23 protein-coding genes are annotated in these 23,958 nt (G+C 54.4%); 18 read left to right on the top strand and 5 right to left on the bottom strand.

All coding sequences use genetic code 11. The annotated features are described in order from the left end of the window. Positions 1-182: 182 nt before the first annotated feature. Positions 183-2,117 (bottom strand): RNase E specificity factor CsrD, encoded by a 1,935-nt coding sequence (gene csrD, locus ACQZQY_RS07225; RefSeq protein WP_122094484.1) that lies wholly within the window; start codon positions 2,115-2,117, stop codon positions 183-185. Positions 2,118-2,400: 283 nt separating this feature from the next. Here csrD and msrP point away from each other — a divergent pair, with 283 nt between their 5' ends. The 17 genes from msrP (at position 2,401) to ACQZQY_RS07140 (ending at position 17,850) form a co-directional block, all read left to right on the top strand. Continuing rightward, positions 2,401-3,402, top strand: a complete 1,002-nt coding sequence (msrP, locus tag ACQZQY_RS07220) for a protein-methionine-sulfoxide reductase catalytic subunit MsrP (RefSeq protein ID WP_431296846.1) — start codon at positions 2,401-2,403, stop codon at positions 3,400-3,402. An 18-nt stretch (positions 3,403-3,420) separates the two neighbouring features. Continuing rightward, positions 3,421-4,023 carry a protein-methionine-sulfoxide reductase heme-binding subunit MsrQ gene (msrQ, locus tag ACQZQY_RS07215; protein ID WP_431296845.1) on the top strand — a complete coding sequence of 201 codons (603 nt, stop codon included), beginning with the start codon at positions 3,421-3,423 and terminating at the stop codon, positions 4,021-4,023. Positions 4,024-4,264: 241 nt separating this feature from the next. After that, complete coding sequence (aroQ, locus tag ACQZQY_RS07210) at positions 4,265-4,717, top strand: type II 3-dehydroquinate dehydratase (protein WP_112168390.1); 453 nt, start codon at positions 4,265-4,267, stop codon at positions 4,715-4,717. A gap of 32 nt (positions 4,718-4,749) precedes the next feature. Further along, complete coding sequence (gene accB / locus ACQZQY_RS07205) at positions 4,750-5,214, top strand: acetyl-CoA carboxylase biotin carboxyl carrier protein (protein WP_056776171.1); 465 nt, start codon at positions 4,750-4,752, stop codon at positions 5,212-5,214. An 11-nt stretch (positions 5,215-5,225) separates the two neighbouring features. Continuing rightward, a complete protein-coding gene (accC, locus tag ACQZQY_RS07200; protein WP_056776169.1) occupies positions 5,226-6,575 on the top strand; it encodes an acetyl-CoA carboxylase biotin carboxylase subunit in 1,350 nt (449 codons plus the stop codon). Positions 6,576-6,650: 75 nt separating this feature from the next. Next, positions 6,651-6,899, top strand: a complete 249-nt coding sequence (locus tag ACQZQY_RS07195; protein WP_122094492.1) for a YhdT family protein — start codon at positions 6,651-6,653, stop codon at positions 6,897-6,899. Continuing rightward, a complete protein-coding gene (gene panF / locus ACQZQY_RS07190) occupies positions 6,889-8,334 on the top strand; it encodes a sodium/pantothenate symporter (RefSeq protein ID WP_056776162.1) in 1,446 nt (481 codons plus the stop codon). The genes ACQZQY_RS07195 and panF overlap by 11 nt, the downstream gene beginning before the upstream one ends. 43 nt (positions 8,335-8,377) lie before the next feature. Continuing rightward, positions 8,378-9,262, top strand: coding sequence for a 50S ribosomal protein L11 methyltransferase (gene prmA, locus ACQZQY_RS07185; protein ID WP_431296844.1), 885 nt, complete (start codon positions 8,378-8,380; stop codon positions 9,260-9,262). Between the two features lie 402 nt (positions 9,263-9,664). Next, positions 9,665-10,630, top strand: a complete 966-nt coding sequence (dusB, locus tag ACQZQY_RS07180; RefSeq protein WP_112168396.1) for a tRNA dihydrouridine synthase DusB — start codon at positions 9,665-9,667, stop codon at positions 10,628-10,630. A 21-nt stretch (positions 10,631-10,651) separates the two neighbouring features. Then, complete coding sequence (gene fis, locus ACQZQY_RS07175; protein ID WP_004097144.1) at positions 10,652-10,948, top strand: DNA-binding transcriptional regulator Fis; 297 nt, start codon at positions 10,652-10,654, stop codon at positions 10,946-10,948. A 203-nt stretch (positions 10,949-11,151) separates the two neighbouring features. Then, entirely contained in the window at positions 11,152-11,580 is a 429-nt protein-coding gene (locus ACQZQY_RS07170; RefSeq protein ID WP_056776155.1) for a DoxX family protein, read from the top strand. A 425-nt stretch (positions 11,581-12,005) separates the two neighbouring features. Beyond that, positions 12,006-12,926, top strand: coding sequence for a kdo(2)-lipid IV(A) palmitoleoyltransferase (lpxP, locus tag ACQZQY_RS07165; RefSeq protein ID WP_056776152.1), 921 nt, complete (start codon positions 12,006-12,008; stop codon positions 12,924-12,926). Between the two features lie 91 nt (positions 12,927-13,017). After that, positions 13,018-13,203: a hypothetical protein gene (locus ACQZQY_RS07160; protein ID WP_056776150.1), complete on the top strand. Its 186-nt coding sequence runs from the start codon at positions 13,018-13,020 to the stop codon at positions 13,201-13,203. A gap of 443 nt (positions 13,204-13,646) precedes the next feature. Further along, entirely contained in the window at positions 13,647-14,672 is a 1,026-nt protein-coding gene (locus ACQZQY_RS07155) for an amino acid ABC transporter substrate-binding protein (protein ID WP_056776148.1), read from the top strand. 110 nt (positions 14,673-14,782) lie between these two features. Further along, positions 14,783-15,961: an amino acid ABC transporter permease gene (locus ACQZQY_RS07150; RefSeq protein WP_431296843.1), complete on the top strand. Its 1,179-nt coding sequence runs from the start codon at positions 14,783-14,785 to the stop codon at positions 15,959-15,961. A gap of 9 nt (positions 15,962-15,970) precedes the next feature. Beyond that, positions 15,971-17,080 (top strand): amino acid ABC transporter permease, encoded by a 1,110-nt coding sequence (locus ACQZQY_RS07145; protein ID WP_056776145.1) that lies wholly within the window; start codon positions 15,971-15,973, stop codon positions 17,078-17,080. An 8-nt stretch (positions 17,081-17,088) separates the two neighbouring features. After that, entirely contained in the window at positions 17,089-17,850 is a 762-nt protein-coding gene (locus tag ACQZQY_RS07140) for an amino acid ABC transporter ATP-binding protein (RefSeq protein ID WP_056776143.1), read from the top strand. Between the two features lie 604 nt (positions 17,851-18,454). Here the strand turns inward: ACQZQY_RS07140 and ACQZQY_RS07135 are convergent. Continuing rightward, a complete protein-coding gene (locus ACQZQY_RS07135; protein WP_056776141.1) occupies positions 18,455-19,144 on the bottom strand; it encodes an LrgB family protein in 690 nt (229 codons plus the stop codon). Next, on the bottom strand, positions 19,137-19,559 hold the full coding sequence (locus tag ACQZQY_RS07130) for a CidA/LrgA family protein (RefSeq protein ID WP_183848359.1): 423 nt from the start codon (positions 19,557-19,559) through the stop codon (positions 19,137-19,139). Before ACQZQY_RS07130 ends, ACQZQY_RS07135 begins: the two co-directional genes overlap by 8 nt. A gap of 113 nt (positions 19,560-19,672) precedes the next feature. Between ACQZQY_RS07130 and ACQZQY_RS07125 the strand changes: the two genes are divergently transcribed. Further along, positions 19,673-20,551 (top strand): LysR family transcriptional regulator, encoded by an 879-nt coding sequence (locus tag ACQZQY_RS07125; protein WP_431297165.1) that lies wholly within the window; start codon positions 19,673-19,675, stop codon positions 20,549-20,551. A 62-nt stretch (positions 20,552-20,613) separates the two neighbouring features. Here ACQZQY_RS07125 and ACQZQY_RS07120 read toward each other — a convergent pair whose 3' ends face one another. Together ACQZQY_RS07120 and ACQZQY_RS07115 are read right to left on the bottom strand one after the other, a co-directional pair. Beyond that, positions 20,614-22,263 (bottom strand): Na+/H+ antiporter, encoded by a 1,650-nt coding sequence (locus ACQZQY_RS07120; protein ID WP_056776139.1) that lies wholly within the window; start codon positions 22,261-22,263, stop codon positions 20,614-20,616. Positions 22,264-22,576: 313 nt separating this feature from the next. After that, positions 22,577-23,944 (bottom strand): NCS2 family permease, encoded by a 1,368-nt coding sequence (locus ACQZQY_RS07115; protein ID WP_056776138.1) that lies wholly within the window; start codon positions 23,942-23,944, stop codon positions 22,577-22,579. Between the last annotated feature and the right edge of the window lie 14 nt (positions 23,945-23,958).

The raw sequence follows: 23,958 nt of genomic DNA, 5'->3' as shown, positions 1-23,958 counted from the left end.
AATCGCAGGCTCGGTTTACCTCGGGCAGATACCCAGGCGAAGTAGCAACACCGCACATAAATTCTTACACTTTCACCGTGAATCTCCGTCAACCCGCGGCCAGATGATAAGCACCGTATGCCAGGCAAGGGAGTCGGTCGAAAGCTGGGTCATTCTACGTTAAATAATCCCTTTACGGTCACTTAAACGTCGCTGTTGTGTGAATATTTTTTACCGGCTGGTTCAACCTGCTCCGGTACGGCAAAAAAATCACCCTGGCCGCCGTGGATCCCCTTGCTCAGCAGGATCGACCACTCCTCTTTTGTTCGCACGCCAGAGGCAAAGACCAGTGCCTGAGTGCCTTCACATGCACTCAGCAGGCTTTGTACAAAAAGCTGATTTTCAATCCTTTTATCAATGTCGCGCACCAGCCCCGGATGAAGTTTGACTCTTTCGACCGGGAAGGTCTTGAGATAAGAGGTACTGACGACCGTCAGTCCGGCCTGTGTAACCGCCAGACGACATCCCAAACCCTGCAATAAACGAATCGCGGGACGCAGGCGATCGGTATGTTGACAGAGATCTGCCTCTGCAAGTTCAATCAAAATCCGATTTCGGTGTTTTCTTTCGCACTGCAGCAGCGTATCGCGCAGCCAGCCTACAAAAGAGCGCTGTAATAATGAATCAACCGTCACGTGAAATGCCAACGTTTCATCCGGCCAGCGGTTAAGTAACGGAATAATCTGACTTATCATAATGCGATCGTAGCTCTGGGAAAGCCCGAACTGCACCACCAGCGGGATAAACTCCGCGGCCAGCAACTCATGCTCGCCATCAAACACACGCCGCTGTATTTCACGATGATCGAGTTTGCCCTGCCGGCTAAAAGCGGGTTTTTGGTATAAGCGCGGGCCACCGCGCGCCAGCGTATTTTCGAGCAATGTTCGCCAGCGCACGCTTCCACGCCCTTTCTCCGGCACATTGTTGTCGTAAATAAACCAGCTGTTGCTGCCCTGAAACGCAGCGTGTCGCGTCGCCTGCTGCACCATATCCATAACCTGATCGGGCGTCTGCCCGAAGCGATACGCGCTGATGCCGATGTACATCAGGGCGTCGCGGTCAATTTGCGAGGACGCCGGGAGAACACCGAGCGCGTTAACCAGCTGTGCCGCCATCACCTCTGCCTCTTTCAGCGTCCGGTGTGGCAACAGCACGGCAAAATCGCTGTGGAAATAGCGCGCCAGTAACGCATCAACATGCCGCATTACAAAGGTTGAAAGCAGATTCACCATGGCAGAGCGGAACTCATCCACCATCGTCTGTCCGTGGGTTTCGCGCATCAGGTCAAAATCAGGCAGGCGCAGCATCATAATCACGCCGTGCGCCCCCTCTTCTTCCAGATGAGTCGCCAGCTGATTATCAAAAAATAACCGGTTACTGAGGCCGGTTTGTGAATCCTGCTGGGCGTAGGCGCGGATCAGAGTATCGACGCGGCTGCGCTGTTCGCGGGCTTCGTTCAGATCGGTCAGCAGAAGATTAATTGCGCTGCTGGCGGAGTGCGGCCACTCGCCCAGGTGGCTGGTCAGCCCTTCACGTTCGCCACGTAAAATCCGCACCGCGCGGTCTTCGAGTTTTTCGACGCCGTCGGTTTCCTGACGCAGCCAGCGGAAACTGAGCAACAACATGCCCAGCATAATCAGGATGGCGACGCTGATTGTCAGCGTTGAGCGCATTGAGCGGATATAGCTGCTGACCGGATCGATATAAGAGACGTACAGCGTCATATCCGTATGCTGCATGAGGGGGTAAATGGCGGTGTTGTATTCTGGCATTGCGCTGTCCCACGACCGATGTAAATCAGGGCGCTCGTGGTATTCATAGACGGTGGAATTATTGAGTTTCACTTCAATATCAGTCACATCCAGCATGCGCATAGCCTGCGGCAGCCAGCGTTCGGCCTGCTCCGGAGACTGTCTGAGCAACGCCTGATCATAAGTCGTGACCAGCGCCTGAAGATGTTGTTCGGTATTTTGCTTGTTGAGATAAATGAAACTGAAGGTCACGCCCAACAACATGAGCAACATTGCCAGCGCAACTAACATCGAAATCAGTGCTGAAAGTCTGGTCGTAAATCGCATCCCTGTGCCTTACTCGCTGCGGTGAATGGAAAGCAGAGCTCTGTGCTTCGTCTGCCCAGAATGAACCCGCTATCTTACCCCAGTAAGCCCGACAGGTTTTTGCATACATTCATAGCATAGCAATTCAAAAAACCATTAATTCAGAATTCTTATGTTCCAGCCGCCATTTTGAGAACTCAGTATTTTCCTGGCATGACTCGCAAAACAATGAGATTCACGCCATGCTGTCTGCATAATCATAAAAAAACATGAATACGAATGATGTCGGAAAACGGAGACTGCCATGCACAAGCCCCGCAAACTTACTGAAGCAGATGTCACGCCAGAAAGCCTGTTTCACGACCGCCGCAGAGTGTTGCAGGCGCTGGGGATCGGCGCAGCGGCACTGGCGTTGCCACAGAATGCAAACGCCGACATTCTTTCCTGGTTTAAAGGCCACGATCGCCCGCCCGCTCCTTCAGGTAAACCGCTGGATTTCACTAAACCCGCGGCTTATCAGAACAGTCTGCCGCTGACGCCGGAAGATAAAGTCACCGGCTACAACAATTTCTATGAATTCGGGCTGGATAAAGCCGACCCTGCCGCGAACGCCGGACAACTGGTGACGTCGCCGTGGAAAATCAAAATTGATGGTGAAGTCGGTAAGCCGATCACGCTGGATATGGACGACATCATGAAGCGCTTCCCGCTCGAGCAACGTATCTACCGCATGCGCTGCGTCGAAGCCTGGTCGATGGTGGTGCCGTGGGTCGGTTTCCAGCTCAGTCATATTCTCAAACTCGCCGAACCGACCAGCAATGCGCGCTATGTGGCGTTCACGACGCTGTATGATCCGGAACATATGCCAGGCCAGAAAGACCGGTTTATCGGCGGCGGGCTGGATTATCCTTACGTGGAAGGATTGCGGATAGATGAAGCGATGAATCCGCTGACGATGCTCACCGTCGGCGTGTACGGCAAAGCGCTGCCGCCGCAAAACGGCGCACCTATCCGCCTGACCGTGCCGTGGAAGTATGGCTTTAAAGGCATCAAATCGATCGTGAATATCAAGTTCACTAAAGATGAACCGCCAACGACGTGGAATCAGATTGCCAACAACGAATACGGATTTTACGCCAACGTGAACCCGCACGTTGACCATCCGCGCTGGTCGCAAGCCACGGAACGCTTTATTGGCTCAGGCGGATTACTCGACGTGCAACGTCAGCCGACCCTGCTGTTTAACGGTTATGCGGAACAGGTTGCCTCGATGTATCACGGCATGGATTTACGTAAGTTCTATTAAGGAAGAGGAAACGCCACGATGCGCCGTTTGTCCCCCGCCAATATTACCTGGCTGAAGGTGATTATCTATCTTGCTGCCATTCTGCCTTTTCTCTGGCTGCTGCTTTCTGTCGATCAGGGCTGGTTCAGCGCCGATCCGGCGAAAGATATCCAGCACTTTACCGGCAGGATGACGCTGAAATTTTTACTGGTCACCCTGCTGGTCACCCCGGTTGCGCGTTACGGCAAACAACCCTTGCTGATCCGCACCCGCCGTCTGCTCGGGTTGTGGTGTTTTGCCTGGGGCACGCTGCATCTTCTGAGTTATTCGTTCCTCGAACTTGGCGTCAACAATATCCGCCTGCTGGGCAGTGAACTGATTTCCCGGCCCTATCTCACTCTCGGTATCATCAGCTGGATCCTTCTGCTGGCGCTGGCCTGCACCTCAACGCTGTGGGCACAACGTAAACTGGGCGCTGCGTGGCAGAAGTTGCACAACTTTATCTATCTGATCGCCATTCTTGCACCGATCCACTACCTATGGTCGGTGAAAGTGCTATCTCCGCAACCGCTGATCTACGCGACGATCGCTGCCATCCTGCTGGCCCTGCGTTACAAAAAATTCCGCCAGTGGCTGCGATAAGCCGTGGAACTTTTCTGGGTTCTGCCCCTCATAATTTCTGAAAATCAACGCTCTGCCACCGGACGAGGGTTGATTATCTTCGCTGATAAGACCAGTATTTAGCTGCTAATTGCCACGATATCATTATAATGCCCGACCTCATGTTGAGGAGACGGGACGATTTGCCGCGAAACAGGTGACAAATCGGTGACATCAGGGTATTTTCTACAATCTTTGTCTAATTGCCGGAGATAGGCTCACAATGGCGCATAAGTTTGACATTTTGCTACTGAACGGTCCTAACCTGAATTTGTTAGGGACCCGTGAGCCTGAAACGTACGGACACACCACGCTCAACGATATTGTTAAAGGTTTGGAAACGCAGGCTGCTGCCGCTGATGTGGCACTGAGCCATCTGCAATCCAATGCAGAACATGTCCTGATTGAACGCATTCATCAGGCACGCGGAAACGTCGATTTTATTTTGATCAATCCCGCGGCCTTTACCCATACCAGCGTGGCACTACGTGATGCATTACTGGGGGTGTCGATTCCGTTTATCGAGATCCATCTGTCGAATGTACATGCGCGCGAAGCTTTCCGGCATCATTCCTATCTTTCCGACATCGCAGTGGGTGTCATCTGCGGACTTGGCGCAGACGGCTACCACTTTGCTTTACAGGCAGCGGTTAATCGCTTGTCTAAAACCCACTAATTTCTACGCAAAAAGAGTACGGAATCACACCCATGGATATTCGTAAAATTAAAAAACTGATCGAACTGGTTGAAGAATCAGGTATTTCTGAACTGGAAATTTCTGAAGGTGAAGAGTCAGTTCGTATCAGCCGTGCTGCACCTGCGCAGGCTTATCCTATGATGCAACAGGCTTATGCTATGCCTGTTCAACAGCAGCCAGGTCTGGCTGCTGCGGTTGCTCCAGCTGCACCTGCTGAAGCCGCTGCTCCGGCTGCAATCAGTGGTCACATCGTTCGCTCCCCGATGGTAGGTACCTTCTACCGCACGCCAAGCCCGGACGCGAAAGCCTTCATCGAAGTGGGTCAGAAAGTGAACGCCGGCGATACCCTGTGTATCGTTGAAGCGATGAAAATGATGAACCAAATCGAAGCAGACAAATCCGGCGTTGTTAAAGCAATTCTGGTAGAAAGCGGCCAACCGGTTGAATTCGACGAGCCGCTGGTCGTCATCGAATAACGAGGCGTACCATGGTAGATAAAATTGTTATCGCGAACCGCGGCGAGATCGCTCTGCGCATTTTGCGTGCCTGTAAAGAAATGGGCATCAAAACCGTTGCTGTGCACTCCACCGCCGACCGTGACCTGAAACACGTGCTGCTGGCAGACGAAACCGTCTGTATCGGCCCGGCACCTTCAGTAAAAAGCTATCTGAACATCCCGGCAATCATCGCTGCGGCGGAAATCACTGGCGCGGTGGCTATCCACCCTGGCTACGGTTTCTTGTCCGAAAACGCAGATTTCGCCGAGCAGGTTGAACGTTCCGGCTTCATCTTCATCGGCCCGAAAGCCGAAACTATCCGCCTGATGGGCGACAAAGTTTCTGCAATCCATGCCATGAAAGCGGCAGGCGTACCTTGTGTACCTGGCTCCGATGGCCCGCTGGGCGACGACATGGATCAAAACCGTGGCTTCGCAAAACGCATCGGCTATCCGGTCATCATCAAAGCCTCTGGCGGCGGCGGTGGTCGTGGTATGCGCGTTGTGCGCAGCGACAAAGATCTCGAGCAGTCCATCAACATGACCCGTGCTGAAGCCAAAGCGGCTTTCAACAACGACATGGTGTACATGGAGAAATACCTCGAAAATCCACGTCACGTGGAAATTCAGGTACTGGCCGATGGTCAGGGCAATGCGGTCTATCTGGCTGAACGTGACTGCTCCATGCAGCGTCGTCACCAGAAAGTCGTTGAAGAAGCGCCAGCACCAGGCATCACTGAAGAACTGCGTCGTTTCATCGGCGAACGTTGTTCAAAAGCCTGTGTGGACATTGGCTACCGTGGCGCGGGTACTTTCGAGTTCCTGTACGAAAACGGCGAGTTCTTCTTCATCGAAATGAACACCCGTATCCAGGTTGAGCATCCGGTTACCGAGATGATCACCGGTGTGGATTTGATCAAAGAGCAGCTGCGCATTGCGTCCGGCCAGCCACTGTCGATCAAACAAAGCGAAGTGAAAGTCAAAGGCCATGCGGTGGAATGCCGTATTAACGCGGAAGATCCAAACACCTTCCTGCCAAGCCCAGGCAAAATCACCCGCTTCCACGCGCCTGGCGGTTTCGGTGTTCGTTGGGAATCGCACATTTACGCAGGCTACACTGTGCCTCCGTACTACGATTCCATGATCGGTAAACTGATCACTTACGGCGAAACCCGTGAAGTGGCCATTGCCCGCATGAAAAATGCACTGGCAGAGCTGATCATCGACGGCATCAAGACCAACATTGAACTGCAAATGCGTATTATGGACGACGAGAACTTCCAGCACGGTGGAACCAACATCCACTATCTGGAGAAAAAACTCGGTTTGCAGGAAAAATAAAAAGACCGTACTGTTGCGTACTCTTTTATCAAGGCCGGATATTCCGGCCTTTTTTACGTTTGGGGGGAGAAGAAAATGAGATCTGATAAACGTTTTCTGCAAGCCAACCGGGAAGCCCGCTGGGCATTCGGGCTGACGATTGCTTATCTGCTGGCGTGGAGTTTTGCCGCCTATATTCCTGATGATAAACAGGGCATCACCGGTCTTCCGCACTGGTTCGAAATGGCCTGCCTTCTGGTCCCGCTGATTTTTATCCTGTTGAGCTGGCTGATGGTTCGCGTGATTTACCGCGATATTCCGCTGGAGGATCACCATGCAGACTGAAGTTTTATTACCGCTGATCGCCTATCTGCTGCTGGTCTTCGGGCTTTCGGTATACGCCTATACGCGCCGCCAGCAAGGCAGCTTCCTGACGGAGTATTTCCTCGGTAACCGTTCGATGGGCGGTTTCGTTCTGGCGATGACACTCACCGCCACGTACATCAGCGCCAGTTCGTTTATCGGCGGTCCCGGCGCGGCGTACAAATTCGGCCTCGGCTGGGTGTTGCTGGCGATGATCCAACTGCCGGCGGTCTGGCTTTCGCTCGGCGTGTTAGGTAAAAAATTCGCTATTCTGGCACGGCGTTACAACGCCGTGACGCTCAACGACATGCTGTTTGCACGCTATCAGAGCCGTCTGCTGGTCTGGCTGGCGAGCCTCAGCCTGCTGGTGGCGTTCCTCGGTGCAATGACCGTGCAATTCATCGGCGGCGCGCGTCTGCTGGAAACGGCGGCCGGTATTCCTTACGACACCGGCTTGCTGATTTTCGGCATCAGTATCGCGCTCTACACGTCATTTGGCGGTTTTCGTGCCAGCGTACTCAACGATGCGATGCAGGGGCTGGTGATGCTGCTGGGCACCATTTTGCTGCTGGTCGCGGTGATCCATGCTGCCGGTGGCCTGCACAGTGCGGTCGATAAACTGCAACAGATCGACCCGAAACTGGTGTCTGTTCACGGAGGAGATGATGTGCTTTCTCTGCCGTTTATGGCGTCATTCTGGATTTTAGTGTGCTTTGGGGTCATTGGTCTGCCGCACACTGCCGTGCGCTGCATCTCTTATAAAGACAGCAAAGCCGTCCACCGCGGTATCGTACTCGGCACCATTGTGGTCGCCGTGCTGATGCTCGGTATGCATCTGGCCGGTGCGCTCGGCCGCGCGGTTCTGCCGGATTTGAAAATTCCAGATCAGGTGATCCCGACACTGATGATCACCGTGCTGCCGCCTTACGCTGCCGGGATTTTCCTGGCTGCCCCGATGGCCGCCATTATGTCGACTATCAACGCCCAGCTTTTACAGTCCTCGGCGACTATCGTTAAAGATCTGTATCTCGGCGTCAGGCCGGAGCAAATCACCAATGAGCGACGGTTAAAACGCTTCTCCAGCTGGGCAACGTTTATTCTCGGTTTACTGGTGGTTCTGGCCGCCTGGCGTCCACCGGAGATGATCATCTGGCTTAACCTGCTGGCCTTCGGCGGGCTGGAAGCCGTGTTCCTGTGGCCGCTGGTGCTCGGCCTTTACTGGGAGCGGGCGAACGCCACTGGCGCACTGAGCTCAATGATTGTTGGCGCCGTTTGTTATACCCTGCTTGCCAGTATCGACCTGCACATTGCGGGTCTGCATCCGATTGTGCCGTCGCTGTCGCTGAGCCTGCTGGCGTTTTACATCGGCAACAAATTTGGCGTACAGCCACGCGAAACCGAACTCAAGCCGTCCTGACCGGGCGGCACTGATTTAACAGATTGCTAGGAAGAGAATCGCTATGCCTTGGATCCAATTGAAAATTAACACCACCGGTAATGACGCGGAAACGCTGAGCGACGCGCTTATCGAAAGTGGTGCAGTGTCTGTCACGTTCCTCGATACCCATGATAATCCGGTGTTTGAACCCCTGCCGGGCGAAACCCTGCTGTGGGGCGATACCGACGCTATCGGCCTGTATGACGCAGAAACCAACATGGAAGACGTGGTGGCGATGCTGGAGAACGAACCGCTGCTGGGCAAAGGTTTCGTGCACAAAATCGAACAGCTGGAAGACAAAGACTGGGAACGCGAATGGATGGATAACTTCCACCCGATGCGTTTTGGCGAGCGTCTGTGGATTTGCCCGAGCTGGCGCGATGTGCCGGATCCCACCGCCGTCAACGTGATGCTGGATCCGGGTCTGGCATTTGGAACCGGCACCCACCCGACCACCGCCATGTGCCTGCAATGGCTCGACAGCCTCGATCTGACCGACAAAACCGTGATCGACTTTGGTTGCGGCTCCGGCATTCTGGCGATCGCCGCGCTGAAGCTGGGTGCGAAACACGTGGTCGGCATCGACATCGACCCGCAGGCGATTCTGGCCAGCCGTGATAACGCCGAACGTAACGGCGTCTCAGAGCGTCTGTCGCTGTATCTGCCAAAAGACCAGCCTGAGAACCTGTCTGCCGACGTCGTCGTCGCTAACATCCTTGCAGGCCCGCTGCGTGAACTGGCACCGCTGATCAGTGTGCTGCCGGTCGCGGGGGGGCATCTCGGGTTGTCCGGCATTCTGGCGAGCCAGGCGCAAAGCGTGGCCGATGCTTACCAGGACCTGTTCGAACTGGATCCGGTCGCCGAGAAAGAAGAATGGTGCCGCATTACGGGTATTAAAAAAGCCTGATAAGCATTACCCGCGCTTTCTGATTATGCTGAAAGCGCGGGATTGCTCCGCGCATCTCCCCTCTGTCATTTTTTCTTTCCAAAAAAGAGTCATTTTCTGACCATCAGGCGATCTGAATCACGGAATTTTGTGGTTGTTGATGCTTAAAACGACGATCAAGCCCTTAGAATCACCTGCTATAACGGGCTGATTTAGAGAGAAATTAGGAATTTATTCAAGCGCACAATTTAACCAAAATGACTTAACCTGATGTAAATAAACAATAAAAAACCTCGCGACCCTTCATATTCATCGCGGTTAGGCATTTTCTTATCAAATCGCTCAAAGTTTGGCCTTTCATCTCACATCAAAAATGCGTAATATACGCGCCCTTGCGGACATCAGTATGGTCATTCTAAGTCTATGCGCATCGGACACCACCAGCTTACAAATTGCCTGATTGCGGCCCCTATGGCCGGTATAACAGACCGACCGTTTCGTGCCTTATGTCATGCGATGGGTGCTGGGATGGCTGTATCCGAAATGCTCTCCTCCAATCCGGAGGTGTGGCGGACGGACAAGTCCCGATTGCGTATGGTGCATAACGATGAACCGGGTATCCGAGCCGTGCAAATTGCCGGTTGTGATCCCGAAGATATGGCGGCTGCCGCCCGAATTAATGTGGCGAGCGGTGCGCAGATCATTGACATCAATATGGGCTGCCCGGCCAAGAAAGTGAACCGCAAACTGGCAGGATCTGCGCTCTTGCAGTATCCGGATTTGGTCAAACAGATCCTCACTGCCGTCGTAAACGCGGTAGATGTGCCAGTCACGTTGAAAATTCGTACTGGTTGGGCACCGGAACACCGTAACTGTGTACAAATTGCCCAATTGGCTGAAGACTGTGGAATTCAGGCCCTGACTATTCATGGCCGAACCCGTGCCTGTCTCTTCAATGGAGATGCAGAGTACGACAGTATTCGGACAGTTAAGCAGAGTGTTTCCATTCCGATTATCGCGAATGGCGACATAACTGACCCGCATAAAGCCAGAGCGGTGCTCGACTACACCGGAGCTGATGCTCTGATGATAGGACGTGCCGCTCAGGGGAGACCCTGGATCTTCCGGGAAATCCAGCACTATCTGGACACAGGGGAACTGTTACCGCCACCGCCTTTGGGTGAGGTACAGCGCTTGTTAATAGGGCACGTACGGGAATTGCACGACTTTTACGGTCAAGGCAAGGGATTCCGTATCGCCCGTAAGCATGTTTCATGGTATCTCCAGGAACATGCCCCGAGTGACCAGTTTCGGCGCTCCTTCAACGCCATAGAGGATGCCAGCGAACAGCTGGAGGCGTTGGAAGCATATTTCGAAAATCTTGCGTAACAAAAAAGAGCTGACAGAACTATGTTCGAACAACGCGTGAATTCTGACGTACTGACCGTTTCTACCGTAAACTCACAAGATCAGGTGACTCAAAAGCCTCTGCGTGACTCGGTAAAACAAGCACTTAAGGGCTATTTCGCTCAATTGAATGGTCAGGACGTGAATGACCTGTATGAGTTGGTATTGGCTGAAGTTGAACAGCCACTGTTGGACATGGTGATGCAGTACACCCGTGGCAACCAGACTCGTGCGGCCCTGATGATGGGTATCAACCGCGGTACGCTGCGTAAGAAACTGAAAAAATACGGCATGAACTGATACTAATCAGTCATTGTCTTGAAAAGGCGCTTTTCCGCAAGGAGAGCGCCTTTTTTGTTTATGTGTCATCCGGCAACACCCCTTCCTGTAAATCTGCTCAAAACCTAACCCAGATCAAGCCAAATGAGAATAATTCTCTCATTCATTCCGCCATTAGGAATTACTTTAGAGGGACAAAAAAATGTCTCTGGGGAGTGGCAACAATGAAGCAACTTTATATGCGTTTTACCGCCGCGCTGAACAAGCCGGATCTGGCCATTTTGCTGTTACGTATCACCTACGGCCTGCTGATTTTTCACGGCTGGCATAAGTTGCACGACGGTCTGGGCGGCATTCAGGGCATGCTGGCGGGTTATGGTATTCCCGCCTTTGTTGCCTACGGCGTGATCATTGGCGAAGTGATTGCCCCGATCATGATGATCCTCGGCATCTTCACCCGTCTCGCTGCGCTGTCGGCGGCAGCCACAATGGTGGTCGCCTGGCTGATGGTGGGTGTGCACCACACCTTCGCGCTGACGCCGGTCGGTGCCTGGGCGATTGAAGATATTGTTTACTACTTTATGGCCGCCCTCGTTATCGCACTTTACGGCAGTGGCCGTTACTCGGTAATGAGCAATCCGCTCTACCGCTGAAAACGTTTCCGGCATACTTTTTCACCGAAGTATGCCGTTCAAGCCTGGCGGTGTTGAGCCTGTACTCAGAGGTGAAAACCCGCCATTCGTATTGTTTTACATCAGTTGTTTAAAACGTCTAAAAAAGGACGTCGATTTGCCTGTTTATCGGACAATTACCCTCTCCGGAACCGCCGGAGAACATGTTATACTTTCCATCAGAGTCGTATTCGCCCCGCTCATCGCCTACGGACAGCACTCAGCATCGCGATCCCGTCCTCTAAAAAAAATGTACTGTCTGTCAGTGTAAAAAATGCGTCAACGGGCGTCGTTTTTTAAACGTTTTCAGACACGTGTTGTCCCACAATTTGCAGGATAATCCGTACCGCGCCGAACTTTTTACTCACGCGTTACCCCGGTTTCTTTATGCAGATGATTAGGCATTTATGACATCTCCACGATTTCGCGCTTCATTTTTACATCCCCGCTACTGGCTGACCTGGTTCGGTCTCGGCGTTCTGTTCCTTCTGGTTCAGCTTCCTTATCCGGTGTTGTACCGTTTAGGTGTCTGGCTTGGTCGCACGTCCATGCGTTTCCTGAAACGCCGCGTGTCGATAACCCGCCGCAATTTACAGCTGTGTTTCCCTGATCTCTCGTCTGAACAGGTTGAAGCCAGAATCGTCAGTAACTTTGAATCTCTTGGCATGGGCTTACTGGAAACGGGCATGGCCTGGTTCTGGTCAGACGCCCGGGTCAAACGCTGGTTCGACGTCAGCGGCCTGCATAACCTTAAAAAAGCGCAGGAAAATAATCAGGGTGTGCTGGTCATCGGCGTGCATTTTATGTCACTGGAACTCGGTGGCCGCGCGATGGGATTATGTCAGCCGATGATGGCGATGTACCGACCGCATAACAACAAAGCGATGGAATTTGTGCAGACCTGGGGTCGCATGCGTTCTAACAAAGCGATGCTGGATCGCAAAGATTTACGCGGCATGGTTCATGCGCTGAAAAAGGGCGAAGCCGTCTGGTTTGCACCAGATCAGGATTACGGTCCGCGCGGCAGCGTTTTTGCGCCGCTGTTTGCCGTCGATGAAGCCGCAACCACCAGCGGAACCTACATGCTGGCAAGACTGGCTAAACCGGCACTGGTCACCGTGGTGCTGGTGCGTAAACCGGCCGCGAAAGGTTATGATCTGGTGATTCAACCGGCATTGCAGGATTACCCGATTGACGATGAAATGGCCGCGGCGGCTTACATGAACCGCGTCATCGAAACTGAAATCATGCGGGCGCCCGATCAGTATTTGTGGCTGCATCGCCGCTTCAAAACCCGCCCGGCGGGCACGCCGTCGCTTTACCGATAGCCTGATATCACATCAAGCCCGATGCCACCGCGTCGGGCTTTTTCATTGACGACTGAACTGAACCACATCCAATAAGAGAGCGGTATTCCTCATGGCGAAAAAACCAGACGCAGCCCCTTCCATCTTTGATCACCTCAAAGATGACGACAGTTTTGATCTCTGGGGGCGCTCCAGCCTCAGTACCGCGCTCAACAAAGCCAAACCTAAAACACCGGACAACGACCAGATCGCTGCCGCGCGTAAATTGATTGCGGGCAGCAAAAACCAGCCTGAATAACCTGTCCGGTTTGCCTGCAAAACCCGCTTCGTGCGGGTTTTTTATTGCCGCGTGATGCAGTGGCTAAACTGCCACCTGTCACAACACTTCCCCGCCTTGATCAATCCCCTGCGCGAAATCCACTCTGCCGACATCTGCCTGTTCTCTTTCCTCCGGAAACGAAACAAAGCGGGTTAGCATTCTGTGCTCTCCACTCCAGTATTGAAATTATCCGCACTGTTTTACGGCAGTCACATTGACCGCGCACTGAAACAGGGCAATACATTTCATAACGCCCATCAATGTTACTGAGCATTTCCCTACTGTGACTAGATTGTTGGACGTTTTTTCGATGTTGGCACTCCCTTTGCAATGACAGGAGCAGAGGGCGACGCCCCAAAACAGACAGGGTGCTCAGGCACTCACACAATAATAATTCTCAGTTTTGTCTCACAGGACGCTTAATGAAAAAAATATTGCTCTCTACGCTGATTGCCGCAGCAAGCTTCGTGACACTGGCTGGTCAGGCTCATGCAGGTACCACTCTGGATGCAGTCAAAAAGAAAGGTTTTGTTCAATGCGGCATCAGTGATGGTTTGCCGGGTTTCTCCTACGCGGACTCCAAAGGCAAATTCACCGGTCTTGACGTTGACGTCTGCCGCGCAGTGGCCGCTGCCGTGTTTGGCGATGCTGAGAAAGTGAAATACACCCCGCTGACCGCGAAAGAGCGTTTTACCGCCCTGCAATCTGGCGAAGTGGATATCTTGTCCCGTAACACCACCTGGACCTCTTCCCGCGACGCGGGCATGGGGATGATCTTCGCGGGCGTCAACTACTACGACGGCATCGGCTTCCTGACACATCAGAAAGCGGGCCTGAAAAGCGCGAAAGAACTCGATGGCGCGACGGTATGTCTGCAAGCAGGTACAGACACTGAGCTGAACGTGGCTGACTACTTCAAAGCCAACAAAATGACTTATACCCCGGTCACCTTCGACCGCTCTGATGAAAGTGCCAAAGCGCTGGACTCAGGCCGCTGCGACACCCTGGCCTCTGACCAGTCTCAGCTCTACGCACTGCGCATCAAACTGGGTAAACCGGATGAGTTCATCGTGCTGCCGGAAGTGATTTCTAAAGAACCTCTGGGCCCGGTTGTTCGCCGTGGTGATGAAGACTGGCTGGCCGTGGTGCGCTGGTCCCTGTTCGCCATGCTGAATGCCGAAGAGATGGGCGTGACATCTGCCAACGTTGAGCAACTGGCCGCTAACCCGACCACGCCGGACATGAGCAACCTGCTCGGTAAAACCGGGACTTACGGCGCAGATCTGAAAGTGCCTAACGACTGGGTGGTGAAAATCGTCAAACAAGTCGGTAACTACGGCGAAAGCTTTGAACGCAACGTCGGTCAGGGCAGTGAGCTGAAAATCAAACGTGGTCAGAACGCATTGTGGAATAAAGGCGGCATCCAGTACGCACCACCGGTCCGTTAATACCCTTCATCACCAACGTGTTTGAATAATAAAGTGTTTAAGGATGTTGATGCACCGGCCGTTCCCCGGTGCATCACTTCCCGGTGATAGATTGCTAAAGGCCATCCACTATGTTGCAACGCCCAACCGGAAAAGGTTCGTTCTCGCTGACCAATCCAGCCGTACGAGCCTGGATTTACCAAATTTTCGCGGTGGTGTTGCTGGTAGCCTGTCTCGGTTACCTGCTCCACAACACCATTACCAATCTGACTACACGAGGGATCACCTCGGGATTTGCATTTCTTGAAAAAGGTGCCGGTTTCGGCATTGTTCAGCATCTTATTGACTACCAGGAAGGCGACACCTACGCCCGCGTTTTTGTTATCGGCCTGCTCAACACCCTGCTGGTTTCTGCGCTGTGTATCGTGTTCGCATCGATTATCGGGTTTATTATCGGATTAGGCCGTCTCTCTGATAACTGGCTGATCCGTAAAGTCTCGACGGTCTACATCGAGATATTCCGTAACATTCCTCCCCTGCTGCAAATCTTCTTCTGGTACTTCGCCGTCCTGCGCAACCTGCCTGGCCCGCGTCAAAGCCTCAACGCATTTGATCTGGCATTCGTCAGCAACCGTGGTTTGTACCTGCCGTCACCGGAGTTATCGCCGGGCAGTCTGGCCGGTTTTATCGCCCTGCTGCTGGCGGTGTTCGGAATTTTTGCCCTCAGGCGTTACAACCATTTTCGGCAGATCCACACCGGGCGCGTCTGGCGTATCTGGCCGTGGGCAATCCTGATGCTGGTGGTTTTCCCTGCGCTGGCGCACCTGATTTTCGGGCCTGCCGTTCACTGGGATGTGCCTGCACTGCGTGGGTTCAACTTCCGGGGCGGCATGGTGCTGATCCCGGAACTGGCGGCGTTAACGCTGGCGCTGTCGGTGTACACCTCCACGTTTATCGCTGAAGTGATCCGCTCCGGGATTCAGTCAGTTTCGCACGGCCAGCATGAGGCAGCGCGCTCACTCGGCCTGCCGAATCCGGTCACCCTGCGTCAGGTGATTTTACCGCAGGCGATGCGGGTGATTATTCCGCCGCTGACCAGCCAGTATCTGAACATCGTCAAAAACTCCTCTCTGGCCGCCGCGATTGGTTACCCGGATATGGTGTCGCTGTTCGCCGGTACCGTGCTGAACCAGACCGGTCAGGCGATTGAAACCATTGCCATCACCATGTCGGTTTACCTGATCATCAGCCTGCTGATCTCGTTTTTGATGAACATTTACAACCGGCGCATTGCGCTGGTCGAGCGTTAAGGGAAAACCATGACGATGACAACACTTCCTCCGGGAGTCAGAGCCGTGAAGCCCGGTACGCCAGTCGGAACGGCCGTGCTGTGGGCGCGTAAAAATCTGTTCTCCAGCTGGTTTAACAGCCTGCTGACGCTGTTTTGTTTATGGCTGATGTGGCTGGTGATCCCTCCTATGTTGAACTGGGTTATTTTCCAGGCCAACTGGGTTGGCACGGCGCGCACAGACTGCACCAAAGCCGGGGCCTGCTGGGTGTTTATCCATGCCCGTTTCGGCCAGTTTATGTATGGTCTGTATCCGTTTGATCAGCGCTGGCGCATCAACCTCACGCTGATTGTCGGGTTACTGACGCTGGCACCGATATTCTTTAAAGCCACGCCACGCCGCGGACGTTACATCGCGGTGTGGATGGTGCTGTTCCCGATCTTCACCTGGTTCATGCTGTACGGCGGATTCTTTGGTCTGACCCGCGTTGAAACCCGCCAGTGGGGCGGCCTGACGCTGACGCTTATCATCGCCGCAGTGGGCATTGCCGGGGCATTACCGCTGGGCATTTTGCTGGCGCTGGCGCGACGTTCGCGTCTGCCTGTCGTGCGGATCCTCTCGGTCATCTTCATCGAATTCTGGCGCGGCGTGCCGCTTATCACCGTGCTGTTTATGTCCTCGGTGATGCTGCCGCTGTTTATGACCGAAGGGACGAGTATCGACAAACTGGTGCGTGCGCTGGTGGGTGTGGTGCTGTTTCAGTCGGCGTATGTGGCGGAAGTGGTGCGCGGTGGCCTGCAGGCGCTGCCGAAAGGCCAGACCGAAGCCGCAGAATCGCTGGCGCTGGGCTACTGGAGAACGCAGGGATTAGTCATTCTGCCGCAGGCGTTGAAAATGGTGATACCGGGTCTGGTCAACACCATCATCGCGCTGTTTAAAGACACCAGTCTGGTGATCATCATCGGCCTGTTTGATTTGTTCAGCAGCGTACAGCAAGCCACCGTCGATCCCGAGTGGCTCGGCATGTCGACCGAAGGCTACGTCTTCGCCGCCGCCGTTTACTGGATTTTCTGTTTTAGCATGTCGCGTTATAGCCAGCATCTGGAAAGACGCTTTCACACCGGACGTTCCGCACACTGAGGTAAACCATGAGCGACCATCACGTCACTGAACAACAAAATATGATGATCACGCTGGAAAACGTGAATAAGTGGTACGGACAGTTCCACGTTTTGAAAGACATCAATCTGAGCGTCAAACCGCGCGAACGCATCGTGCTGTGCGGCCCTTCCGGTTCCGGGAAATCGACCACCATCCGTTGCATCAACCATCTGGAAGAGCATCAGCAAGGGCGCATTGTGGTGGACGGCACCGAGCTGAACGATGATTTGCGTAACATCGAACGGGTGCGCACCGAAGTCGGCATGGTGTTCCAGCATTTTAATCTGTTCCCGCATCTGACCGTGTTGCAAAACTGCACCCTGGCGCCATGCTGGGTGCGCAAGATGCCGAAGAAAGAAGCGGAAGAGCTGGCGATGCATTACCTCAAACGGGTGCGTATCGCCGAGCACGCCAACAAATTTCCGGGGCAGCTTTCCGGCGGACAGCAACAGCGTGTGGCCATCGCCCGTTCGCTGTGCATGAAGCCAAAAATCATGCTCTTCGACGAACCGACCTCCGCGCTGGATCCGGAAATGGTGAAAGAAGTGTTAGACACCATGATCGGGCTGGCGGAAGAAGGGATGACCATGTTGTGTGTGACACATGAAATGGGCTTTGCCCGCACCGTGGCGGACCGGGTGATCTTTATGGATCGCGGAGAGATCGTGGAAGAAGCCCCGCCGCTGGAGTTCTTTGCGAATCCGAAATCGGCGAGGACAAGAGAGTTTCTGTCACAGGTGATTCATTAAACACTGGGCGGTGTTTACGCGCGCCGTTTAACAACAGGATTGTAAAAGTTTCGGTTTCTCAATGGCGGTGATCACTTATCGCACTGCGCCGAAACCGCCCAAAAGGGGAAAGTGCTTTTCCCCTTTTGGATTTCCCCTCGCTTTTTCAACACGCGCTACCGCTCTCAGGCTATGTTTCAGAAACCGCTGCGACAGGCTGGACATCTTGCCGCTGCGCGGTCCCTTCTCTCGGTCCTGGAGCCTTTGGTCTCCAGGCCGCTCCGTTCAGCAAGATGTCTGAATCGCCCGCAGGATTTTTTAAAAGAACAGAGCGAGGTTGCGAAGTATGGGTCTGAAGCCGCTTTCAAAAATCACGCCGGAGGGAGAGGTGGAAAACCGCGCGTGTTTTTGCGCGGGTTGTAACCCGACGGGAGGGCACCGCGCAGCGGCGGGATTTTGCGGCTATCGCTGCGGTACCTGAAACATAGCTTGCGAGCGGAGCGCGCAGTTTAAGAGCCGGAGATTCTTAAGAGGCGCGGCGACAGGCGCCTCTTAAGGCCAGTTTGGGTGGCAACCCAAGGTTTTGACCTTAGACTGAAAGTTTCAGATCTTTTTCAAAAGATCATCACCACATCACTCCCCCAATCACCGGCGCCATCACCACCGTCACCACACCCGCCAGCATCATCACCAGACTCGCCACAACGCCCTCTTCGGCACCCAGTTCATACGCTCTGGCCGTACCGGCACCGTGTGAAGCCGCGCCAAACCCGGCACCTTTCGCCAGACCACTTTTCACCGCCAGACGCAAAAACAACATATCGCCCACTGCCATACCAAATACGCCGGTGATCACCACAAACAGCGCCACCAGATCAGGCTGACCGCCCATTTGCTTCGCCGCCGCCAGCGCGAACGGCGTGGTAATGGAACGTACCGCCAGACTGCGCTGGATCTCTTCCGGCAATGTCAGCATCCGCGCCAGCCAGACGGAACTGCTGACGGCGACGACGATAGCCGTCAGCACGCCCGCGCTCAGCGACATCCAGTGGCGGCGGATCACCGCCATATTCTCGTAAACCGGCACCGCAAACGCGATGGTCGAAGGCCCGAGCAGCCACAGCAGCCAGTGGGTTTCCCCGATGTAATCCTGATACGACGTGTGCGTGATAACCAGCAGAACCACCAGCACAATTGGCGTGAACACCAGCGGCATCAGCAGCAACGTACGGCGCTGGCGGTAGAGTTTTTTGTTGGCGTAATACAGCCCGAGCGTGATGACAAAACAGACTATGCTGATGAGCAGATCAGTCACGGGATGCCTTCCTCGCCGCCAGACGTTGCTCCAGCCGGTAAACCCGGTCTACCACTAATGCCGTTGCGGCAAGCGTCAGTACCGTGCTGACACCAATCACCAGAAAGATTTTCCAGCCTTCGATCATCAGCAGCTGCGCGTAGTTCACCACCGCCACCACGGCGGGCACGAAAAACAGCAGCATCTCCGCCAGCAGCCAGCGGGAACCGGCCTTCACCCAGTTCAGGGGCAATACGCGAAACATAATCAGCAATAAAAGCATCAGCATCCCGACAATATTGGCGGGCAGCGGCAGGTGCAGCGCGGTAACGAGACGATCGGCGATCACAAATAACACCGCGTACAACACCACCTGAACGGGGATTTGACAGCGGGTCAGCAGGGACGGCGCTTTAGTGCGCAACGCCAGCAACATGGGAAAGACCTCGGAAGGCAAAAAAAGGGAAGAAATGAAGTATACGCTGGCAGGAAACCGGTAAAGAAATGAATTAAAATCATAAAAATGATTCCAAACCGGAATACTCAATGATGGACGTCCGTACGCTACGTTATTTCGTCGAAGTGGTTCGCCAGCAGAGCTTCACCCGCGCGGCAGAGAAGCTGTTCGTCACCCAGCCGACCATCAGCAAAATGTTGCGTCATCTGGAGGAAGAGCTGGAATGCACGCTGATTGTCCGCGAAGGACGGCGTTTACGCCTGACTGACAGCGGCCAGGCGTTGTATCAGCGCGGGCTGAATATCCTCGAAGAATTCCGTCAGCTGGAAGCGGAACTCGAAGACATTAACTCGCTGAAATCCGGCCATTTGCGCCTGGGCATTCCGCCCATGGTCGGCACACAAATCGCCCCGCTGATCGGCACCTTCCGCCAGCAGTATCCGGGCATTGAACTGATCATCTCCGAGTTCGGCGGCCTGACGGTGCAACAGGCGGTGATCTCCGGTGAGCTGGATCTGGCGCTCACCGCCCTGCCCGCCGACGCCGTGCCTTCCATCGCTTCACTGCTGCTGTTCAGCCATCCGCTCTGCGTGGTGGTGCCGCGCACGGCGCACTGGGAGAACCGTACCCATATTGCCCTCAGTGAGCTGGCAGATGAAAGCATCCTGATTTACAACGAAGATTTTGCCCTGTACCGCCAGCTGATGGACGCCTTCACCGCGCAGGGTTTCATCCCGAAAATTGCTGCCCGCAGCGGACAATGGGATTTCCTGGCCGCCATGGTACAAACCGGCATGGGCGTGGCGATCCTGCCGGAGCCTATCTGCCAGCGGCTGGATAAAAACGCGCTGATATGGCTGCCGCTGGCGCCCCTGATGCCGTGGCAACTGGGGCTCATCTGGCATGACGGCAGCTATCTTTCTCACAGCGCGCAGGCGTGGATCACGCTGTGCCGCGAACACTGGAAATAGCGGGCAATAAAAAACCGCGTGCCCCTTTCAGCGCACGCGGTTTTTTTTATTCCTGACCGAAACTACACTTCTTTTTCGACCAGAAGCGCCTCAAGTAAATCGAGATCATGCAGCAGTTTTTGCAGTGTCTCATTACTGATTTTCTGCGTGGCGCGCAGATGATAAAGCTCACCGCGTTCAGCACGCAGCGCGGTCAGACGGAAGCGACGCTCAAGGTTTTCCAGCTTCAGCGCGGTTTCCATATCATCACGGTTGGCCGTTCTTCGCCGCAATGTCCCGATCACCCGCGAACTGATTTCCTTCAGCGTCTGTTCATCAATGTTCTCTTCGGTATCCGCCGCCAGACGTTCTTCCATCTTATGCAGACTTTCGATCGCCACTTCCGCTGCGATGGATTTCGCCATGCGCTCTTCTTCACGGTAGGTCGAGCCATCGGCCACCACGACGCCTTTTAGCAGGAACGGCAAGGCAATCACGCCCGCAATCAGCGAGAACAGAATGACGCCGGTCGCCAGGAACACCAGCTGATAACGCGACGGGAACGCCGAACCATCGGCCAGGAACAGCGGAATTGACAGCACACCGGCCAGCGTAATCGCCCCGCGCACACCGGCAAACGACGCCACCCACAGCTCACGCGTACTGTAGCTGCCAAACAGCAGTGGTTTCTTTTTCAGGAAACGGTTGCTGAAATTCTTCATCACCCACAGCCAGACGAAACGCAGGATCAGCAGCGCAAAATAGATAATCCCAACGTCAGCAAACAGATGCCAGGTCACGATGGACGGGTCGTGCGTCGCCTGATCGATAGAATTTTCCAGAATGCCCGGTAATTGCAGGCCCAGCATGATGAACACCATGCCGTTGAACACAAACTCAAGCATCGCCCAGACGCTGTTGGCGCGCAGACGCATCGCCAGCGGCGCATTACGGATAATCCCGGACTGGCTGATGGTCATACCGGCGGCGACGGCGGCCAGAATGCCTGACACACCAATATGTTCTGCGATCAGATACGAGGCGAACGGCAGCAACAGCAGGAAGACGATTTGCGTCGCCGGATCATCACCACTCCAGCGGCTCATGATGCGCAGTGATTTACTGTACAGCCAGGTGACCGCGACACCGGCCATCAGGCCGCCAATGGCGACTTTCAGGAACTCAACGCTGGCACCGCCGACGGTAAAGATCATCGTGCCCATCGCCACGGCGATAGCGAACTTCAACGACACCAGACCGGACGCATCATTCATCAGCGCCTCACCTTCCAGCACGCTCATGATCGACTTCGGAATACGGCCCTTGCCGACGATACCGCCCAACGCCACGGCATCGGTCGGGGAAAGCACCGCAGCCAGCGCAAACGCCGCGACCAGCGGGATATCCGGCACCATCATATAAATCAGGTAGCCAATGCCGACGACGGTGAGTAACACCAGCACCAGCGCCAGCCCAAGTATTTCGCGCCCGTGGTGGAGGAATTCACGGGTCGGGGTTTTCCAGCCATCGGCAAACAGCAGGGGTGGAATAAAGAGGACGAGAAACAGCTCGGGGTCGAAATCCACGTGCAAACCAAAATTCGGCCAGGCCAGCAAGGCACCGACCGCAATCTGCATTAATGGAAGAGGAACCTGAAACGGCAACATTCTGGTAACGACACCGGAGAGCGACACCACCAGAATCAAAATCAGAATGGTAAAGAATATTTCCATGCTTTCCTTAGACTCTTGTTTTTATGATTTCAATCAGACGGGGTCTGACACATACAGGGGGAATAGTAGATCAAAAAAAACGTATTTTTAAATCAGAGCGTGCTTAAACCCGTTTTTAAACCCCAGGTCGTGGTCGCGGGAAAGAAAAAGACAATCTGCCCCTGAATTTAAGATCCAGCGAGCAGAGCGCTTGTTGAAAAAGCGAGGAGGGATCCAAAGGAGGAAAAGCACTTTCCTCCTTTGGGCGGTTTCGGCGCAGCGTGTTAAGCGATTACCGCACGTGAGAAACCGAAACTTTCCGGTCGGCCTGGCATCAAATCGCCCATCCGCCCGCATAAAACACCACCAGCGCCACGGCGATAATTACCGTGCCCGCGTTCAGTTTGCGCCATTCGCCGGAGAAAATGCGGCCAATCACCAGCGAGCTGAAACCGAGCATGATGCCGGTGACGATGTTGCAGGTCAGCACGATAAACACCGCACACAGCAGCCCCGCCATGGCATCAACGAAGTCGTTGAAATCCAGTTTGTTTACGTTGCTCAGCATCAGCAGACCGACATACATCAGCGCAGGGGCGGTGGCGTAAGCAGGCACCAGATAAGAAAGCGGAGACAGGAACAACATCAGCAGGAAGAGCACGCCGACAACCGTGGCCGTCAGGCCGGTTTTACCGCCTGCCGCCGTACCCGCTGCTGATTCGATATACACCGCCGCAGGCGATGCACCGACCAGCGAGGCAAAAATACTGCTCACGGAGTCAGCCGTCAGGGCTTTACCGCCGCTGATGATCTGGCCCTTTTCATCCAGCAGATTCGCCTGACCGGCCACCGCACGGATGGTACCGGTGGCGTCAAACACCGCCGTCATCACCAGCGCCAGAACGCTTGGCAATACTGCCGCTTTCAGTGCGCCCATAATGTCGAGATCGAAAATGACAGATTTGCCATCCGCGCCCGCCAGAGAAGGCATCGCGAACAGCCCCTGATATTTCACCGCCGGATCGAAAATCAGACCGATAACGGAAATCAGGATAATCACCAGCAGAATACCGCCCGGAACGCGCAGCTTCTCCAGACCAAAAATCACCGCCAGACCGAGCAACGTCATCACCACCGGGAACGACGTGAACGCGCCGAGCGCAACAGGCAAACCGTCCAGCGGGTTTTTGACCACCAGACCGACACCGTTAGCCGCAATCAGCAGCAGGAATAAACCAATGCCGATGCCGGTACCGTGCGCAACGCCCATGGGCAGGTTGCGCAAAATCCACGAACGGATCCCGGTGACCGAGATAATCGTGAACAACACGCCCATCAGGAACACCGCACCCAGCGCAACCGGTACGCTGATGTGCTGACCAAGGACCAGACTGAACGCGGTAAACGCCGTCAGAGAAATGGCGCAACCAATCGCCAGCGGCAGATTTGCCCACAGCCCCATCAGCAGGGAACCGAAACCGGCCACCAGACAGGTCGCGACAAACACCGCGCTCGGAGAGAAGCCCGCTTTGCCGAGCATTGACGGCACCACAATCACCGAATACACCATCGCCAGGAACGTCGTTAACCCGGCGATCACTTCCTGACGCACATGGCTGCCACGCGCACTGATTTTGAAATAAGCATCAAGCGGGCCCTTTGGCGCAACAGCGCGGCCCGTTTGAGGTTGTTGACTCGACATGGAAAATCCTCTGG

Source organism: Rahnella sp. PAMC25559 (assembly GCF_050632365.1).
Classification (GTDB): domain Bacteria; phylum Pseudomonadota; class Gammaproteobacteria; order Enterobacterales; family Enterobacteriaceae; genus Rahnella; species Rahnella rivi.
Note: the sequence above shows the minus strand (reverse complement) of the source record. Positions and strands in the feature narration are given on the sequence as shown.

Excerpts from the sequence above, each read along its gene's own strand:
- csrD (WP_122094484.1), bottom strand. The coding sequence starts at position 2,117 with ATGCGATTTACGACCAGACTTTCAGCACTGATTTCGATGTTAGTTGCG.
- msrP (WP_431296846.1), top strand. The coding sequence starts at position 2,401 with ATGCACAAGCCCCGCAAACTTACTGAAGCAGATGTCACGCCAGAAAGC.
- msrQ (WP_431296845.1), top strand. The coding sequence starts at position 3,421 with ATGCGCCGTTTGTCCCCCGCCAATATTACCTGGCTGAAGGTGATTATC.
- aroQ (WP_112168390.1), top strand. The coding sequence starts at position 4,265 with ATGGCGCATAAGTTTGACATTTTGCTACTGAACGGTCCTAACCTGAAT.
- accB (WP_056776171.1), top strand. The coding sequence starts at position 4,750 with ATGGATATTCGTAAAATTAAAAAACTGATCGAACTGGTTGAAGAATCA.
- accC (WP_056776169.1), top strand. The coding sequence starts at position 5,226 with ATGGTAGATAAAATTGTTATCGCGAACCGCGGCGAGATCGCTCTGCGC.
- ACQZQY_RS07195 (WP_122094492.1), top strand. The coding sequence starts at position 6,651 with ATGAGATCTGATAAACGTTTTCTGCAAGCCAACCGGGAAGCCCGCTGG.
- panF (WP_056776162.1), top strand. The coding sequence starts at position 6,889 with ATGCAGACTGAAGTTTTATTACCGCTGATCGCCTATCTGCTGCTGGTC.
- prmA (WP_431296844.1), top strand. The coding sequence starts at position 8,378 with ATGCCTTGGATCCAATTGAAAATTAACACCACCGGTAATGACGCGGAA.
- dusB (WP_112168396.1), top strand. The coding sequence starts at position 9,665 with ATGCGCATCGGACACCACCAGCTTACAAATTGCCTGATTGCGGCCCCT.
- fis (WP_004097144.1), top strand. The coding sequence starts at position 10,652 with ATGTTCGAACAACGCGTGAATTCTGACGTACTGACCGTTTCTACCGTA.
- ACQZQY_RS07170 (WP_056776155.1), top strand. The coding sequence starts at position 11,152 with ATGAAGCAACTTTATATGCGTTTTACCGCCGCGCTGAACAAGCCGGAT.
- lpxP (WP_056776152.1), top strand. The coding sequence starts at position 12,006 with ATGACATCTCCACGATTTCGCGCTTCATTTTTACATCCCCGCTACTGG.
- ACQZQY_RS07160 (WP_056776150.1), top strand. The coding sequence starts at position 13,018 with ATGGCGAAAAAACCAGACGCAGCCCCTTCCATCTTTGATCACCTCAAA.
- ACQZQY_RS07155 (WP_056776148.1), top strand. The coding sequence starts at position 13,647 with ATGAAAAAAATATTGCTCTCTACGCTGATTGCCGCAGCAAGCTTCGTG.
- ACQZQY_RS07150 (WP_431296843.1), top strand. The coding sequence starts at position 14,783 with ATGTTGCAACGCCCAACCGGAAAAGGTTCGTTCTCGCTGACCAATCCA.
- ACQZQY_RS07145 (WP_056776145.1), top strand. The coding sequence starts at position 15,971 with ATGACGATGACAACACTTCCTCCGGGAGTCAGAGCCGTGAAGCCCGGT.
- ACQZQY_RS07140 (WP_056776143.1), top strand. The coding sequence starts at position 17,089 with ATGAGCGACCATCACGTCACTGAACAACAAAATATGATGATCACGCTG.
- ACQZQY_RS07130 (WP_183848359.1), bottom strand. The coding sequence starts at position 19,559 with ATGTTGCTGGCGTTGCGCACTAAAGCGCCGTCCCTGCTGACCCGCTGT.
- ACQZQY_RS07125 (WP_431297165.1), top strand. The coding sequence starts at position 19,673 with ATGGACGTCCGTACGCTACGTTATTTCGTCGAAGTGGTTCGCCAGCAG.
- ACQZQY_RS07120 (WP_056776139.1), bottom strand. The coding sequence starts at position 22,263 with ATGGAAATATTCTTTACCATTCTGATTTTGATTCTGGTGGTGTCGCTC.
- ACQZQY_RS07115 (WP_056776138.1), bottom strand. The coding sequence starts at position 23,944 with ATGTCGAGTCAACAACCTCAAACGGGCCGCGCTGTTGCGCCAAAGGGC.